The 13851-nt window shown below is 71.5% G+C and carries 12 protein-coding genes; 7 read left to right on the top strand and 5 right to left on the bottom strand.

Annotation, left to right across the window (positions count from 1 at the left end; all coding sequences use genetic code 11):
* Window positions 1–11: 11 nt before the first annotated feature.
* Window positions 12–893, bottom strand: a complete 882-nt coding sequence (locus tag ACZ4NB_RS21580) for a class II fructose-bisphosphate aldolase (RefSeq protein WP_467663755.1) — start codon at window positions 891–893, stop codon at window positions 12–14.
* A 56-nt stretch (window positions 894–949) separates the two neighbouring features.
* Window positions 950–1855 (bottom strand): SIS domain-containing protein, encoded by a 906-nt coding sequence (locus ACZ4NB_RS21575; RefSeq protein ID WP_467663753.1) that lies wholly within the window; start codon window positions 1853–1855, stop codon window positions 950–952.
* Window positions 1856–2238: 383 nt separating this feature from the next.
* Here ACZ4NB_RS21575 and ACZ4NB_RS21570 point away from each other — a divergent pair, with 383 nt between their 5' ends.
* Window positions 2239–3711: a sugar porter family MFS transporter gene (locus ACZ4NB_RS21570; RefSeq protein ID WP_467663751.1), complete on the top strand. Its 1473-nt coding sequence runs from the start codon at window positions 2239–2241 to the stop codon at window positions 3709–3711.
* Here ACZ4NB_RS21570 and ACZ4NB_RS21565 read toward each other — a convergent pair.
* Window positions 3708–4007 carry a YciI family protein gene (locus ACZ4NB_RS21565; RefSeq protein WP_467663750.1) on the bottom strand — a complete coding sequence of 100 codons (300 nt, stop codon included), beginning with the start codon at window positions 4005–4007 and terminating at the stop codon, window positions 3708–3710. The genes ACZ4NB_RS21570 and ACZ4NB_RS21565 overlap by 4 nt on opposite strands.
* Before the next feature lie 132 nt (window positions 4008–4139).
* Complete coding sequence (locus ACZ4NB_RS21560) at window positions 4140–5567, bottom strand: amidase (protein WP_467663748.1); 1428 nt, start codon at window positions 5565–5567, stop codon at window positions 4140–4142.
* A gap of 65 nt (window positions 5568–5632) precedes the next feature.
* Here ACZ4NB_RS21560 and ACZ4NB_RS21555 point away from each other — a divergent pair, with 65 nt between their 5' ends.
* Window positions 5633–6337: an endonuclease V gene (locus ACZ4NB_RS21555; RefSeq protein WP_467663746.1), complete on the top strand. Its 705-nt coding sequence runs from the start codon at window positions 5633–5635 to the stop codon at window positions 6335–6337.
* A gap of 29 nt (window positions 6338–6366) precedes the next feature.
* Here ACZ4NB_RS21555 and ACZ4NB_RS21550 read toward each other — a convergent pair whose 3' ends face one another.
* Entirely contained in the window at window positions 6367–7557 is a 1191-nt protein-coding gene (locus tag ACZ4NB_RS21550) for a saccharopine dehydrogenase family protein (protein WP_467663744.1), read from the bottom strand.
* Between the two features lie 316 nt (window positions 7558–7873).
* Between ACZ4NB_RS21550 and ACZ4NB_RS21545 the strand changes: the two genes are divergently transcribed.
* From ACZ4NB_RS21545 to ACZ4NB_RS21525, 5 genes are all read left to right on the top strand, one after another.
* Window positions 7874–9382, top strand: a complete 1509-nt coding sequence (locus tag ACZ4NB_RS21545; RefSeq protein ID WP_467664025.1) for a sialate:H+ symport family MFS transporter — start codon at window positions 7874–7876, stop codon at window positions 9380–9382.
* A gap of 137 nt (window positions 9383–9519) precedes the next feature.
* The gene (locus ACZ4NB_RS21540) at window positions 9520–9696 is read left to right on the top strand and encodes a hypothetical protein (protein ID WP_467663742.1); all 177 of its coding nucleotides are present in this window, start codon (window positions 9520–9522) and stop codon (window positions 9694–9696) included.
* Between the two features lie 177 nt (window positions 9697–9873).
* Window positions 9874–11067, top strand: a complete 1194-nt coding sequence (locus tag ACZ4NB_RS21535) for a CaiB/BaiF CoA transferase family protein (RefSeq protein ID WP_467663740.1) — start codon at window positions 9874–9876, stop codon at window positions 11065–11067.
* A gap of 350 nt (window positions 11068–11417) precedes the next feature.
* Window positions 11418–12560 (top strand): acyl-CoA dehydrogenase family protein, encoded by a 1143-nt coding sequence (locus ACZ4NB_RS21530; RefSeq protein ID WP_467663738.1) that lies wholly within the window; start codon window positions 11418–11420, stop codon window positions 12558–12560.
* Window positions 12561–12609: 49 nt separating this feature from the next.
* Complete coding sequence (locus ACZ4NB_RS21525; protein WP_467663736.1) at window positions 12610–13824, top strand: acetyl-CoA C-acetyltransferase; 1215 nt, start codon at window positions 12610–12612, stop codon at window positions 13822–13824.
* Window positions 13825–13851 lie beyond the last annotated feature (27 nt).

Genomic DNA, 13851 nt, shown 5'->3' with positions numbered 1-13851 from the left:
TGCCCGCCGGTTCACCCCCGAGCCGGTGCCTGGGTCGCGTACTGGAGTGGAACCGTCGCCGGAGTGCCCAGCACGCCCAGCAGCCTCGCGGCCTCCTCGGCCACTGCCTCGCGGGCCGGCTTCACATACTTCCGGGAGTCGACCAGCGACGGATCCGCGCCCAGTGTCTGGCGTATCGAGTGGGTGAAGACGGAGACCAGATGAGTGGAGATATTGATCTTCGTCATTCCGGCGGCGATGGCACGGCGCAGCTCCTCGTCCGGCACTCCGGAAGAGCCGTGGAGCACCAACGGCACCGGCAGGGTGGTGTGCAGCGCCCTGATGAGGTCCTTGTCGAGCACCGCCGTGCGCTCGTGCATGGCATGCGACGAGCCGACGGCCACCGCGAGGGCGTCCACACCGGTGGCACGGACGAAGGCCAGGGCCTCGGCCGGGTTCGTGCGTACCCCCGGTGCGTGCACACCGTCCTTGCCACCGACCTCGCCGAGCTCCGCCTCGACATAGGCGCCCCGCTCATGGCACCAGGCGGTGAGTTCGGCGGTCATGGCGACGTTCTCCTCGTACGGGAGCGCGGAGGCGTCCACCATGACCGACCCCACTCCGGCCCTGATGCCCTGGCGGACCAGGTCCGCATCGGTGATGTGGTCGAGGTGTACCGCGATCGGGGCGGCGGAGTCCTCGGCGAGGGCGAGGGTGGCGCGGGTGATCGGCAGCAGACTGCCGTGGTAGCGGACGCAGTTCTCGCTGATCTGCAGGATCAGCGGGATGCCGGTGCGCTCGGCGGCGGTGACCAGCGCCTCGGCGGTTTCCAGATGGATGACGTTGAAGGCCGCCGCGCCGACCCGGGCCTCCCGCGCGGCGTCGACGATGGATGAGGTGGAAACGAGGGGCATGGCGCGCTGACTCCCTTGCGTGCGGGGTGGATTGGCGTGCGGGGCGGAGGCAGGGGCTAGGAGGCGGCCGGCGCCTCAAGCATCACCGAACGGGTCAGGCTGCGCGGGTTGTCCGGGTCCAGGCCGCGGGCGCGGGCCCGTTCCAGCGCAACCCGCTGCACCAGCACCAGATCGGCCAGCGGATCGCGGGCGTGGCATACAAAGCGCGCACCGGTCCGCACCACATCGGCCTCCAACCCCTCCGGTGCCCGGCCGAAAAGCCAGGTCACCCGGCCGGGGGCGGCTATCGCGATCGGACCGTGGCGGTACTCCATCGCGGGGTAGGACTCCGTCCAACTCTGCGATGCCTCCCGCATCTTGAGCGCCGCCTCATTGGCGAGGCCGAAGGTCCAGCCGGTGCCCAGGAACGAGAACTGCTCGGCGTCCACCCACTCCTTGTCCAACGGCGCGGCCAACGCCTCCCGGGCGTCGGTCACCGCACGAGAGACGTCCTCGCCCAGATGCGCGCGCAGCAGTGTGAGCGCCGTCGTCGCGAAGCGGGTCTGCACCACCGACTTCTCGTCGGCGAAGGGCAGCGCGACCGTCTCGTCGGAGATCGCGGTTGCCGGCGTCTCGGGGTCGCCGATGATCGTCACCGTCGGGATGCGGCCCTTGACCGCGTCGAGCACGCGCAGCACCTCGGTCGTGGTGCCCGATCGGGTGATCGCCACCACCGCGTCATAGCCGCGGTCGCTGCCGAGGAATGCCTCGGAGGCGGCGAAGGGGTCCGTCACGCCCAGCCCGGCCCCCTCGCGCAGTGCCGCGTACGACTGCGCCATGAACCATGAAGTGCCGCAACCGATCACGGCGACCCGCTGCCCCGCGGCGGGCAGCGTGCCGACCGCCGCTCCGATCCGCGCGGCCTCCCGCCAGGTCTCCGGCTGACTGTGCAGCTCCTGCTCCATGTACGAGGTCTCGTTCATGACCGCCCTCCCGTGATGCCTGAAAAGGATCTGGATCGTCCTGTGCCGCGATGCCTGTCATGCTGCGTGAAACTGCAACTTTTGGCTTCATTGCAATCGACTGTACGCAGAATCCTGCTCGCGATCCATCCCTCGTATGGGTGGATGCGCCAGAGGGAGGGGTGGTGGGTCGATGCTGGTGGGGGGCGCTGCTGGTCTGCTGTGAGGGTGTGCATGTGGTGGGCGCGGAGGTGGGGGGCGCGTGACGGGGTAGAAGTCAGCTGTTGACAGCTGCGTGAAAGAGGCTGGATATTCGCAAGATCAATCAAGCAATCATGTGCTCATGCGCTCACGCAGATCGGTCGGTCGTGCAGTAGACCGCTCCGCCGTACAAAGGACCTCGCATGTCCATTGCCACGCTCTCCGCGACGCCCCCGCCACCCTCATCGCCGGCCGCCCGCCGCACCGGCAGACTGTTCGCGCTCACCGGCGCCGTCGTCGGCGTCATCTACGGCTACGACACCGGCAGCATCTCCGGTGCCCTGGTCTTCCTGAGCAGGGACTTCCACCTCACCGAGGTCGAGAAGGGCCTGGTCAACAGCATCCTGGTGTGCGGCTCCATCGTGGGTGCGCTGATCGGCGGCAAGCTCGCGGACGCCCTGGGCCGCAAGGCCGCGATGCTGATCGTCGCGGGCTCCTACGCCGTGTTCGTCGCCCTCTCCGCCCTCGCGCCCAACGTCGTCGTGCTGGACCTCGTCCGGTTCCTGCTGGGCGTCGCCATCGGCATCTCGATCGTCGCCGCCCCGCTCTATGTCGCCGAATCGACCCCGGCACGGATCCGGGGCGCCTCCGTCGCCGCCTATCAGGTGGCCACGGTCGCCGGCATCGTCATCACGTACTTCGTCAACTGGGGCCTGTCCGGCGGCGGCCACTGGCGCTGGATGCTCGGCCTCTCCGCGCTCCCGGCGGCGCTCGTCCTGATCCCGTTGCTCCGGCTGCCGGACACCCCGCGCTGGTACGTCCTCAAGGGCCGCACGGAGCGAGCCGTCGAGGTCATGGCGATGACCGATCCGGACGTCGATCCGCGTGCGGAGGTCGCGGCCGTGGGCGCCGCGCTCGCCGAGGAGAGCGGCGGATCGGCGCGCTCGCTGCTGCGCAAGCCGTACGCCCGAGCCGCGTTCTTCGTCGTCGGCCTCGGCTTCTTCTGCCAGATCACCGGCATCAACGCCGTGACCTACTACAGCCCGCAGATCTTCGAGGAGATGGGTTTCACGGGCGACGGCCAGAACTTCCTGCTGCCGTCCTTCGTGCAGCTCGCCTCTCTGGCCGCGACGGTTCTCGCCATCCTCGTCATCGACCGGCTCGGCCGCCGCGTGGTGCTGCTGTGCGGTATCGGCACGATGGTCATGATGCTCGCGGTGCTGACCGCGGTCTTCGGGACGGGGGAGCTGAGCGGTGCCACGACCTGGATCGGCTTCGGCGCCATCCTCCTGTTCACCGCCGCCTTCAACTTCGGCTTCGGCTCGCTGATCTGGGTCTATGCGAGCGAGGCGTTCCCCGCCCAACTGCGCTCCACCGGGGCGTCGGTGATGCTCACCGCCGACCTGGTAGCCAACCTCCTGATCGCCCAGTTCTTCCCCTCGCTGATGGCCTGGGCCGGCGCGGCCGCAACGTTCGCGGGCCTCGGTGCCCTCGCCCTCGCCGCTCTGATCTTCGCCTCCGCCACGGCGCCGGAGACCAAGGGGCGCCAACTGGAGGAGATCCAGGGTTACTGGCGCAACGGGGGACGGTGGCCCGTTGCGCCCGAGCCCGGCGAACCGAGCCCGCGCCCGCTCAGTCCAACGGGACCCACGGGTGCTGCGGAGCGAGGCGCCTAGGAAGGCAGCTGCTCCCGGTACGTCTCCAGTGCCGGTGCGGTCGTCGTCGCCACGAACTCGGTGATCCGGTACTCGCACACCCCGGCAAGGGTGAACGGGTCCTCGGCCACGATCCGCTCCACGGCCGCCCGGTCCATCCCGGCGGCCAGGATCACGCCCCCGTCACGCGGGACCTTGCGGCCGGCCGCGATGAAATGCCCGGCGTCGTACTCCTTCCGCAGCCACTCCACATGCTCGGCAAGGGCGGCGTCGACGCGTTCGAGGGGCGCGGTGTAGGTCAGTTCCAATACGAACATGGCTGCAATATAGAGCAGGCCCCGCTCACCGGGTGCGCGCCCTCCCGACCGGGAAGACGCAGGCCAGAGCATGTGTGACGGCAGCGACCGGAGGCTCGTGGGGCGCCCGTGAGCGGCCGGGCGGGCGGCGGATCACCCTATGGGCGGTTCGGGACGGCGCCGCCCGTGGTGTGTCGCCTGCTCATACGCATGGCCGGCCTGGAGGACGGCGAGATCGGCGCGCGGCGCACCGATGAACTGCAACCCCACCGGCAGACCACCCGGAGTGAACCCCGCGGGGACCGAGAGGGCGGGCACACCGAGGACGGTGATCAGGTAGGCGGACCGCATCCAGTCCAGATACGTGTGCGTGGGGCGGCCCGCGACCTCCCTCGGATACTCCAGCTCCGCGTCGAACGGCGTGACCTGGCTGACCGGGGCCAGGAGGAGGTCGTACCGGGAGAAGAAGTCGACCACGTCGAGGTGCAGTCGGCTCCGGGCCGCGGTGGCGGCCTTGAGATCGGCCGCGGTCAGGCGGCGGCCCTGCTCGATGTTCCAGACGAGGCTGGGCTTGAGCGCCTGCCGGTCGGAGTCGAGCAGATCGCCGAGCGCCAGATCGAAGCTGTGCGCCCGCAGCGTACGGAAGGTCTCGTCGGCCCCGGTGAGGTCCGGGCAGGCCGCGTCCACATGGCAGCCGAGCTCTTCCAGGACGCTCAGCGCGGGCTCCAGAACGGCGAGGACGTCCGGATCGGCCGGGGCGTGTCCGCCGAGGTCGGGTGCCCAGGCCACGCGCAGTCCGCGCAGCTCGCGGTCGAGCGGTACCCGGAAGGCGTCGCCGGGGGTCTCCAGGCTGATGGGACAGCGCGGATCCGGGCCGGCCATCGCCGACAGCAGCAGCGCGGTGTCGGCGACGGTCCGCCCCATGGGGCCGGGGACGGCCAGGGTGTTCCAGAGGTTGCCGCCCGGGTGCGGTGGGACGCGGCCCGGCGTCGGCCGCAGACCGACCACGTTGCAGAAGGACGCGGGGTTGCGCAGCGAGCCGCCCATGTCGCTGCCGTCGGCGAGCGGCTGCATCCCGGTCGCGAGCGCCGCGGCGGCGCCGCCACTACTGCCGCCCGCCGAGCGCGTGGTGTCGTACGGATTGCGGGTGGTGCCGAAGACCGGGTTGAAGGTGTGCGAACCGGCGGCGAACTCGGGGACGTTGGTCTTGCCCAGGCGGATGGCGCCGGCCCGCTGCAGCCGGTCGACCACGAGGTCGTCCTCGTCGGGGATGTGGTCGGCGAAGAGCGGTGAGCCGAAGGTGGTGCGCATACCGCGGGTGAGATGGGTGTCCTTGAACGCGATCGGCAGACCGTGCAGGGGCGGAACGGCGGCGCCCCGCGCCAAGCGTTCGTCGGCCTGCGCCGCGGCGGCGAGGGCGCCCTCGGGGTCGAGGGTGACGATGGCATTGACGGCCGGGTTGACCTGGGCGATGCGGTCCAGATGAGCCTGGACCACCTCCCGGGCGGAGATCTCGCGACGGCGTAACCGGGCGGCGAGGTCGGTGGCATCGAGTTCGTGGAGAGCGTCGGGCACATCCATCACCGTACCGAGCGCCACTGACAGCGCATCGGTTCGATCACCGGTTCGGTAGCGTGGTGGACACCATGGACACTTCCCGAACGATCTCCTGCGACGAGGAACTGCGGCACTGGCCGACCGACGAAGCCCAGGCGCGCGCGGTCCAGGACCGGTTGCGGTCCCACGTGCGGCTCGACGAGTCCGGGCCGGAGCCGGGCTTCGAGGGCACCGTGGTCGGGGTGGACGTCGCCTACGACGACGAGCGCGATATGGTCGCCGCGGCCGCCGTCGCGCTGGACGCCCGTACCCTCGCCGTCGTCGACGAGGCCACCGCCGTCGGGCAGATCTCCTTCCCGTACGTCCCGGGGCTGCTGGCGTTCCGTGAGATTCCGACCGTGCTCGACGCCCTCGCCCGCCTCGGCCGCGTCCCCGACCTCGTGGTCTGCGACGGATACGGGCTGGCGCACCCGCGCCGCTTCGGGCTCGCCAGCCACCTGGGCGTGCTGACCGGGCTGCCCACGATCGGTGTGGCCAAGAACCCCTTCACCTTCCGGTACGAGCCTCCGGGGCCCGAGCGCGGTACGACCTCCCCGCTCCTGGACGGCGACGAGGAGGTCGGACGTGCCCTGCGCACCCAAGAGGGCGTCAAACCGGTCTTCGTCTCCGTGGGGCACCGCGTCGACCTCGACCGGGCCTGCGCGCACACGCTCCGCCTGGCGGCGGCCTACCGGCTCCCGGAGACGACCCGGGCCGCCGATGCGCTGTGCCGCAAGGCGCTGGCCGGCGCCTGACGACGGCATCGCCGGGCCCGGGCGCCGAGTTACCGCTCCTGGACCACGCGGAAGGTGAGGCCCGCCTTCTGGAGGCGGGTCGTCAGCGCGTCCCCCATGGCCACCGCGGTCGTCACCTGGCCCGCGGTCTCCGGGAGATCGTCGAAGGCCAGGCTCAGCGCCGATTCGGCGAGCATCTTCGCCGTCTCGTCGTAGCCGGGGTCACCGCCCGACACCTCGGTGATCACGCGCTCGCCGCCACCGGAGGCGACGAAGCGCACCGTGAACCAGCTGCGCGCCCGGCGCTCCGGGCTCGGGCCGTCGCCCGGCTCCAGACGGCCCGACAGCCAGCGCCGGGCGGGCGGCAGCTGCGCCAGCGCACACACGGCGCCCATCCCCAGCGCCCCGCCGACGGCGATCGGCAGCCGCCGCACGCCGGCGTAGTGGCGGTAGCGGAAGTCGGGCCCGTAACGGTCCAGCGCGGCGGCCGAGCGGGCGATGACCTGGGGGTCGAGGGTCGGCAACGGCACACCCCAGGTGCCCGTCTCGGCGCTCTTGACCGGTGCCCCGAACGGTGCCCGGACCGTACGTCCGGCCGGTCGCGGCTCGACCCGCCGCCTGGCGCGGGCGGCCCGCGCCATCGCGACGGGGCGTGACACGGCGGTCAGCGAGGAGGACAGCGTGCCGCCGGAGAACGTGGCGTTGGTGCGTACGAAGCCGTCGATGCGCAGGGGGACACCCTCGGGGAGCAGCCCCACCGTGTAGTGCACCCCCAGGTCGTGCGGAACGGAGTCGAACCCGCTGGCGTGGACGAGGCGGGCGCCCGACGCGCGGGCCGCCGCGTCGTGCCGGACGTACATCCGGTCGACGAACTCGGGCTCTCCGCACAGGTCGAGATAGTCGGTGCCGGCGGCCGCGCAGGCGGCGACCAGCGGTTCACCGTGGAGCAGATACGGCCCGACCGTGGTCGCCAGCACCCGGGTGTCGGCGGCGAGCGCGCGCAGGGCGTCCGGGTCGCCGCTGTCGGCGCGCAGCAGGGGCAGGTCGGCGCAGGCCGGGTCGATCTCCGCCAGCCGGTCGCGCAGTTGCTCCAGTTTGGCGAGGTTGCGTCCGGCCAGCGCCCAGCGGCAGTCCTTGGGGGCGTGCTCGGCCAGATACCGGGCGGTCAGTGTGCCGGTGAAACCGGTCGCCCCGTACAGAACGAGGTCATACGCCCGTCCGGAGGTGTCCTGCCGTCGCATCCCGCATCCTCTCGACCGCCCTGTTGACCTGGTGTCCGGACCCTAAGCAGTTGCCGTCGACGCGTCAACGATCGGCCCGGTGGCCCCCATTGGCCCCATCCGCCGCCGTGGTTCCCCCGTGGCGGGCCGGGGCCGGTGTGCGGTCTTGACAGGGCGTCGGGGTCGGGCCAGATTCGCCGTGAGCACCGATGACATGGGACGTCCCATGTCCGGATCCGGCAGCGGCCGGGTCAGCTTCGACGCCGACACACGCCGACACACGCCGAACCGCCCGCCCACTGCAGGAGGAGGCCGGGTTGCCGTGAGCAAGCGCCCCATGGAGACCCCGGACAGGGCACGGAGCTGGTACCGCGAGGTCACGCCGAGGCAGTGGAAGGCGATGGCCGGCGCCTGGATCGGCTACCTCCTCGACGGTTTCGACTTCGTGCTGATCACCCTCGTGCTGACCGAAATCGCCGACGACTTCCGGCTGAGCACCGCCACCGCCGCCTCCCTCATCTCGGGAGCCTTCATCACCCGATGGCTGGGCGGTGCCGTCCTGGGTGCGCTGGGCGACCGCCACGGCCGCAGGACCGCCATGATCGCCAGCATCCTGCTCTACTCGCTCGGCACCTTCGCCTGCGGGTTCGCCTGGGGGTACACCAGCCTGTTCGTCGCCCGGCTGGTGATCGGCCTGGGCATGGCCGGGGAGTACAGCGCCAGCGTGACCTACGTCCTGGAGAGCTGGCCCACCCGATGGCGCAACCGCGCTTCCGGGTTCCTGATCTCCGGCTATGCGGGCGGTACCGTCCTCGCGGCCGAGCTGTACAAGTGGGTCGTTCCCCAGTGGGGCTGGCGCTGGATGTTCTGGATCGGCGTGCTGCCCGTCCTCGTCGCCCTGTGGGTGCGCCGGTCGCTGCCGGAGGCCGGGGACTGGAAGAGGGAGATCGGTGCCACCACGGGACCCTCGGAGCAGCGTCCGAATCCGTTCCGGCCGCTCTTCACCGGCCGCATCCGGTCGTGGGCGAACGGCGTCCTCGCGGCGGGTGCCTCGATCGCCCTGTTCTGCGTCTTCACTCCGATCGGGACGGGGAGCGTTCCCTGGCTGGCGGGCGTTGCGGCGCTCTGCCTGATCGCCTTCGCCGCGCAGCTCGGCGGCCGCCGGGGGTGGCTGCTGTATGTGTCCCTGATGGCGACGGTGTTCTGCGCCTTCCTCTACAGCTGGCCCATCCAGGCCCTGTTGCCCACCTACCTCAAGACCGGCCTGGGGTACACCCCCGCCCAGGTCACCGACGTGATGTTCTACGCCGGCTTCGGCACCATGGCGGGCTGCTGGCTGGCCGGCTATGTCGGTGACCGGTTCGGTACCCGGCGCGCCTACGCGGGCACGCTGCTGGCCTCGCTCGTCTTCGTCTTCCCGGTCTTCGCGGTGCACGACAGCCTGCCGGCGCTCGGTGTGCTGCTGTTCGTCCTGCTCGCGCTCAGCCAGGGCATCTCCGGCATCCTGCCGAAGTACCTCGCCGGCCACTTCCCGACCGCGCGCCGCGCCGCGTCGCTGGGCTTCGTCTACAACGTCGGGGCCCTGGGCGGAGCGGTCGCCCCCGTGCTCGGCGCCCATCTGGCCGAGGGCATGCCCCTGGGGAGGGCGTTGGCCGTGCTCACCTTCGGGCTGACGCTCGTCGTCATCCTCCTGGTGGGAGGCAACGTCCCCCAGCGCCTGGGGAGGCTGCTGGACCGCCAGGCGCCCGACGACCACCTCGTGCCGGCGGCCGGCGAGGCGGAGGCCGTCGCGCCGGGGGCGCCGGCCGGCTCCGCCGCCGGGGAGGCGTCGCCGGACTCGGGGTGACGCCGTTCGTCGCTCCGTCGGCCGGGCGTCCGGCGCTGCGCGGGCCGTTGTCAGTGCTCGCCGTTAGCGTGGGATGCGTGGGTCGGCCCGCGCGCGACAGACGCGGTGCCGTACGGGGAACGGACGTGGAGGAGCGCATGGCGAAGGCGGCGGATCCGGCGGCGGCGCGGGAGCGCGCGCTCGGACTCGGGCTCGGGCTCCGGTACGGGCTCGGCCTCCGGCGCGGGCTCGCCGGGACGCGCTGCGACGGGGCGGCGGAGCCCCTGCGCGGGATAGCCCCGGCGAAGATCATCGCCGGGCTCGACGGGGGATAGCGGCGCAGCGGCAGCAGGCGCGCAAAGGCCCGTGGCGGCGATGGCAGTTGAGCATCGCCGGCACGGGCCTTTTTGGCGAGTACCACTTGGTTCGGGGGCTTGTGGAAAGTGGAACACGTTCTTAACATCACGAGTGTTACATCAGAAGTGTCACAGTGCGGAAGGGCATGGGGCGCGATGACAGAGCCGGACAACGGCCCGCTGAGCGGGGTGCGGGTGGTCGAACTCGCGGGCATCGGCCCCGGCCCGTTCGCGGCCATGCTGCTGGCCGACCTCGGCGCCGACGTCGTCCGCGTCGACCGGCCGGGAGGCGCGGGGCTGAGCATCGATCCGGCCTACGACGTCACCAACCGCAACAAGCGCTCGGTGCTGGTCGACCTGAAGACACCCGAGGGCGTGGCGCAGGTACTGGAGCTGGCCGAGCGCGCCGATGTGCTGGTGGAGGGGTACCGCCCCGGTGTGGCCGAGCGGCTCGGCGTGGGTCCGCAGGAGTGCCTCGCACGCAACCCCCGGCTGGTCTACGGACGGATGACCGGCTGGGGGCAGCAGGGCCCGCTGGCCGACACCGCGGGACACGACATCGGCTATATCGCCATCACCGGCGCCCTCGGCATGATCGGCTCGCCGGACGGCCCGCCCGCCATCCCGGCCAACCTCCTCGGCGACTACGCCGGCGGATCGCTCTATCTCGTCATCGGTGTCCTCGCCGCCCTTCAGCACGCCCGCTCCGACGGCGGAAAGGGCCAGGTCGTGGACGCCGCGATCGTCGACGGCACGGCCCATCTGACGGCGATGATCCACGGCATGCTGGCGGCCGGCGGCTGGCAGGACCGGCGCGGCGCGAACCTCCTGGACGGCGGGACGCCCTTCTACGGCGCCTACGAGACCGCCGACGGCGGCTATATGGCGGTCGGCGCTCTGGAGCAGCGGTTCTACGGCGAGTTCATCCGGCTGCTGGGGATCGAGCAGGAGGCGCCCGGACGGGACGACCTCGCCGCCTGGGGCGAGCTGCGCACCGCCATCGCCGCCCGCTTCAAGACCCGTACGCGGCAGGAGTGGACCGAGGTCTTCCAGGAGTCCGACGCCTGCGTGGCGCCCGTGCTCTCGCTGCGCGAGGCCCCGCGGCACCCGCACCTCGCCGCCCGCGGCACCTTCGTCGACCACGGCGGAATCACCCAGCCCGCGCCCGCGCCCCGCTTCTCGCACACTCCGGGCGCGGTCCGCAGACCGCCCGCCCGGCCCGGCGCGGACACCGAGGAGATCGCCCGCGACTGGCAGGCCCCCGGCCTCCTCGCCCAGCCGCCGGCCGACCGCGCCGGCACCCCGGCCGCCGGCCCGGCCCGCGCCGAGCAGAGGGATGCCGCCGGCTGATGGAACCGTCCACCACGCTCCAGTGCGCGGCCGGTCCGCACCAGGCCGCCGAAGCGGCCGCCGCCGTCGAACCGTCCGGCCTCGGCGCCGTCGCGGCCCGTGACCTCCGTACGGGCCCGAGGAACACCACCGGGAGCGGATCGCGGCGTACCGGGACGCGGGCGTGGCGATGCTCGACGTCCACCCGGCGGGACCCCGGCCCGCCCAGCCGATCGAAACCGTCCAGAACCGGCTCTGAGGAGGGCCCGCAGAGATGAACGCCCAGATGCCGCATCTCCCGGGGGACAACCCCCGGACGCCCGGCAGAAGAGCCCAGCCGCCTCAGAACGATGCCCCGAAGGGAAAGTAGCGTGCAGCGCCAGCTTTACACCGAGGACCATGAGGCTTTCCGAGCGACGGTGCGCACCTTCCTCGCCAAGGAGGTGACGCCGCACTACGAGCAGTGGGAGAAGGACGGCATCGTCAGCCGCGATGCCTGGCGGGCGGCCGGCAGGCAGGGACTGCTGGGCCTGGCGGTGCCCGAGGAGTACGGCGGCGGGGGCAACGCCGACTTCCGCTACAGCGCCGTCCTCGCCGAGGAGTTCACCCGCGCCGGGGCCGCCGGGCTCGCGCTGGGGCTGCACAACGACATCATCGGCCCCTATCTGACCTCGCTCGCCACCGACGAGCAGAAGCGCCGCTGGCTGCCCGGCTTCTGCAGCGGCGAGATCATCACCGCCATCGCCATGACCGAGCCCGGCGCCGGCTCCGACCTGCAGGGCATCCGCACCACCGCCGAGGACCGGGGCGACCACTGGCTGCTGAACGGCTCCAAGACCTTCATCTCCAACGGCATCCTCGCCGACCTCGTCATCGTCGTCGCCAAGACCACACCGGAGGGCGGTGCGCACGGGCTGTCGCTGCTCGTCGTCGAGCGCGGTACGGACGGCTTCGAACGCGGCCGCAACCTCGACAAGATCGGCCAGAAGTCCCAGGACACCGCCGAGCTGTTCTTCCACGACGTACGGGTTCCCAAGGAGAACCTCCTCGGTGAGCTGAACGGCGCGTTCATCCATCTGATGACCAACCTCGCGCAGGAGCGCATGGGCATAGCCGTCGCCGGGATCGCCGGCGCCGAGCATCTGCTGGAGATCACCACGCAGTACGTCAAGGAGCGCGAGGCATTCGGGCGGCCGCTGGCCAAGCTCCAGCACATCCGCTTCGAAATCGCCGAGATGGCCACGGAGTGCGCCGTCACCCGCGCCTTCCTCGACCGCTGCATCGCCGATCACTCGGACGGCACGCTCGACGCCGTGCACGCCTCCATGGCCAAGTGGTGGGCCACCGAACTCCAAAAGCGCGTTGCCGACCGCTGTCTGCAACTCCACGGCGGATACGGCTATATGACCGAGTACCGCGTCGCCAAGGCATTCACCGACGGCCGCATCCAGACCATCTACGGCGGGACGACCGAGATCATGAAGGAGATCATCGGTCGCTCCCTGCTCGGCTGACCCTCCTGCTGTGTCCTCCCGCTGTGTCCTCTCGAAAGGCGCTTACCCAGTGAGTACCGAAGCGTATGTTTACGATGCGATCCGCACCCCGCGCGGCCGCGGCAAGGCCAATGGCGCACTGCACGGCACCAAGCCGATCGACCTGGTCGTCGGCCTGATCCACGAAGTCCGCCGGCGCTTCCCCGGGCTCGACCCGGCCGCCATCGACGACATCGTGCTCGGCGTCGTCGGGCCGGTCGGCGACCAGGGCTCCGACATCGCCCGGATCGCCGCGATCGCCGCCGGACTGCCCGACACCGTCGCCGGCGTCCAGGAGAACCGCTTCTGTGCCTCCGGTCTGGAGGCCGTCAACATGGCCGCGGCCAAGGTGCGTTCGGGCTGGGAGGACCTGGTCCTGGCCGGCGGTGTCGAGTCCATGTCGCGGGTCCCGATGGCCTCCGACGGCGGCGCCTGGTTCGCCGACCCGATGACCAACTTCGACACCGGCTTCGTCCCCCAGGGCATCAGCGCCGACCTCATCGCCACCATCGAGGGCTACGGGCGGCGCGATGTCGACGAGTTCGCCGCGCTGTCGCAGGAGCGCGCCGCCGAGGCATGGAAGGACGGCCGCTTCGAGCGCTCCGTCGTCCCGGTGCGCGACCGCAACGGCCTGGTCGTCCTCGACCACGACGAGCACATGCGCCCCGGCACCACCGCCGACTCGCTCGCCGGCCTCAAGCCGTCCTTCGCCGCCATCGGCGACGCCGGCGGCTTTGACGCCGTCGCCCTGCAGAAGTACCACTGGGTCGAGAAGATCGACCATGTCCACCACGCCGGCAACTCCTCCGGCATCGTGGACGGCGCGGCCCTCGTCGCCATCGGCTCCAAGGAGGTCGGCGAGCGCTACGGCCTGCCCCCCCGGGCCCGCATCCTCTCCGCCGCGGTCTCCGGCTCCGAGCCGACGATCATGCTCACCGGCCCCGCCCCCGCCAGCCGCAAGGCCCTGGCCAAGGCCGGCCTGACCATCGACGACATCGACCTGGTCGAGATCAACGAGGCATTCGCCGCCGTGGTGCTGCGCTTCGTCAAGGACATGGGCCTGAGCCTGGACAAGGTCAACGTCAACGGCGGCGCGATCGCCCTGGGCCACCCCCTCGGCGCCACCGGCGCGATGATCCTGGGCACCCTGATCGACGAGCTGGAGCGGCAGGACAAGCGCTACGGCCTGGCCACCCTCTGCGTCGGCGGCGGCATGGGCGTCGCCACCGTCATCGAGCGCCTCTGACCCCCTCGTCCCACCCCACTACGGAGT

The organism is Streptomyces sp. NPDC026575, assembly GCF_055567415.1.
Note: the sequence above shows the minus strand (reverse complement) of the source record. Positions and strands in the feature narration are given on the sequence as shown.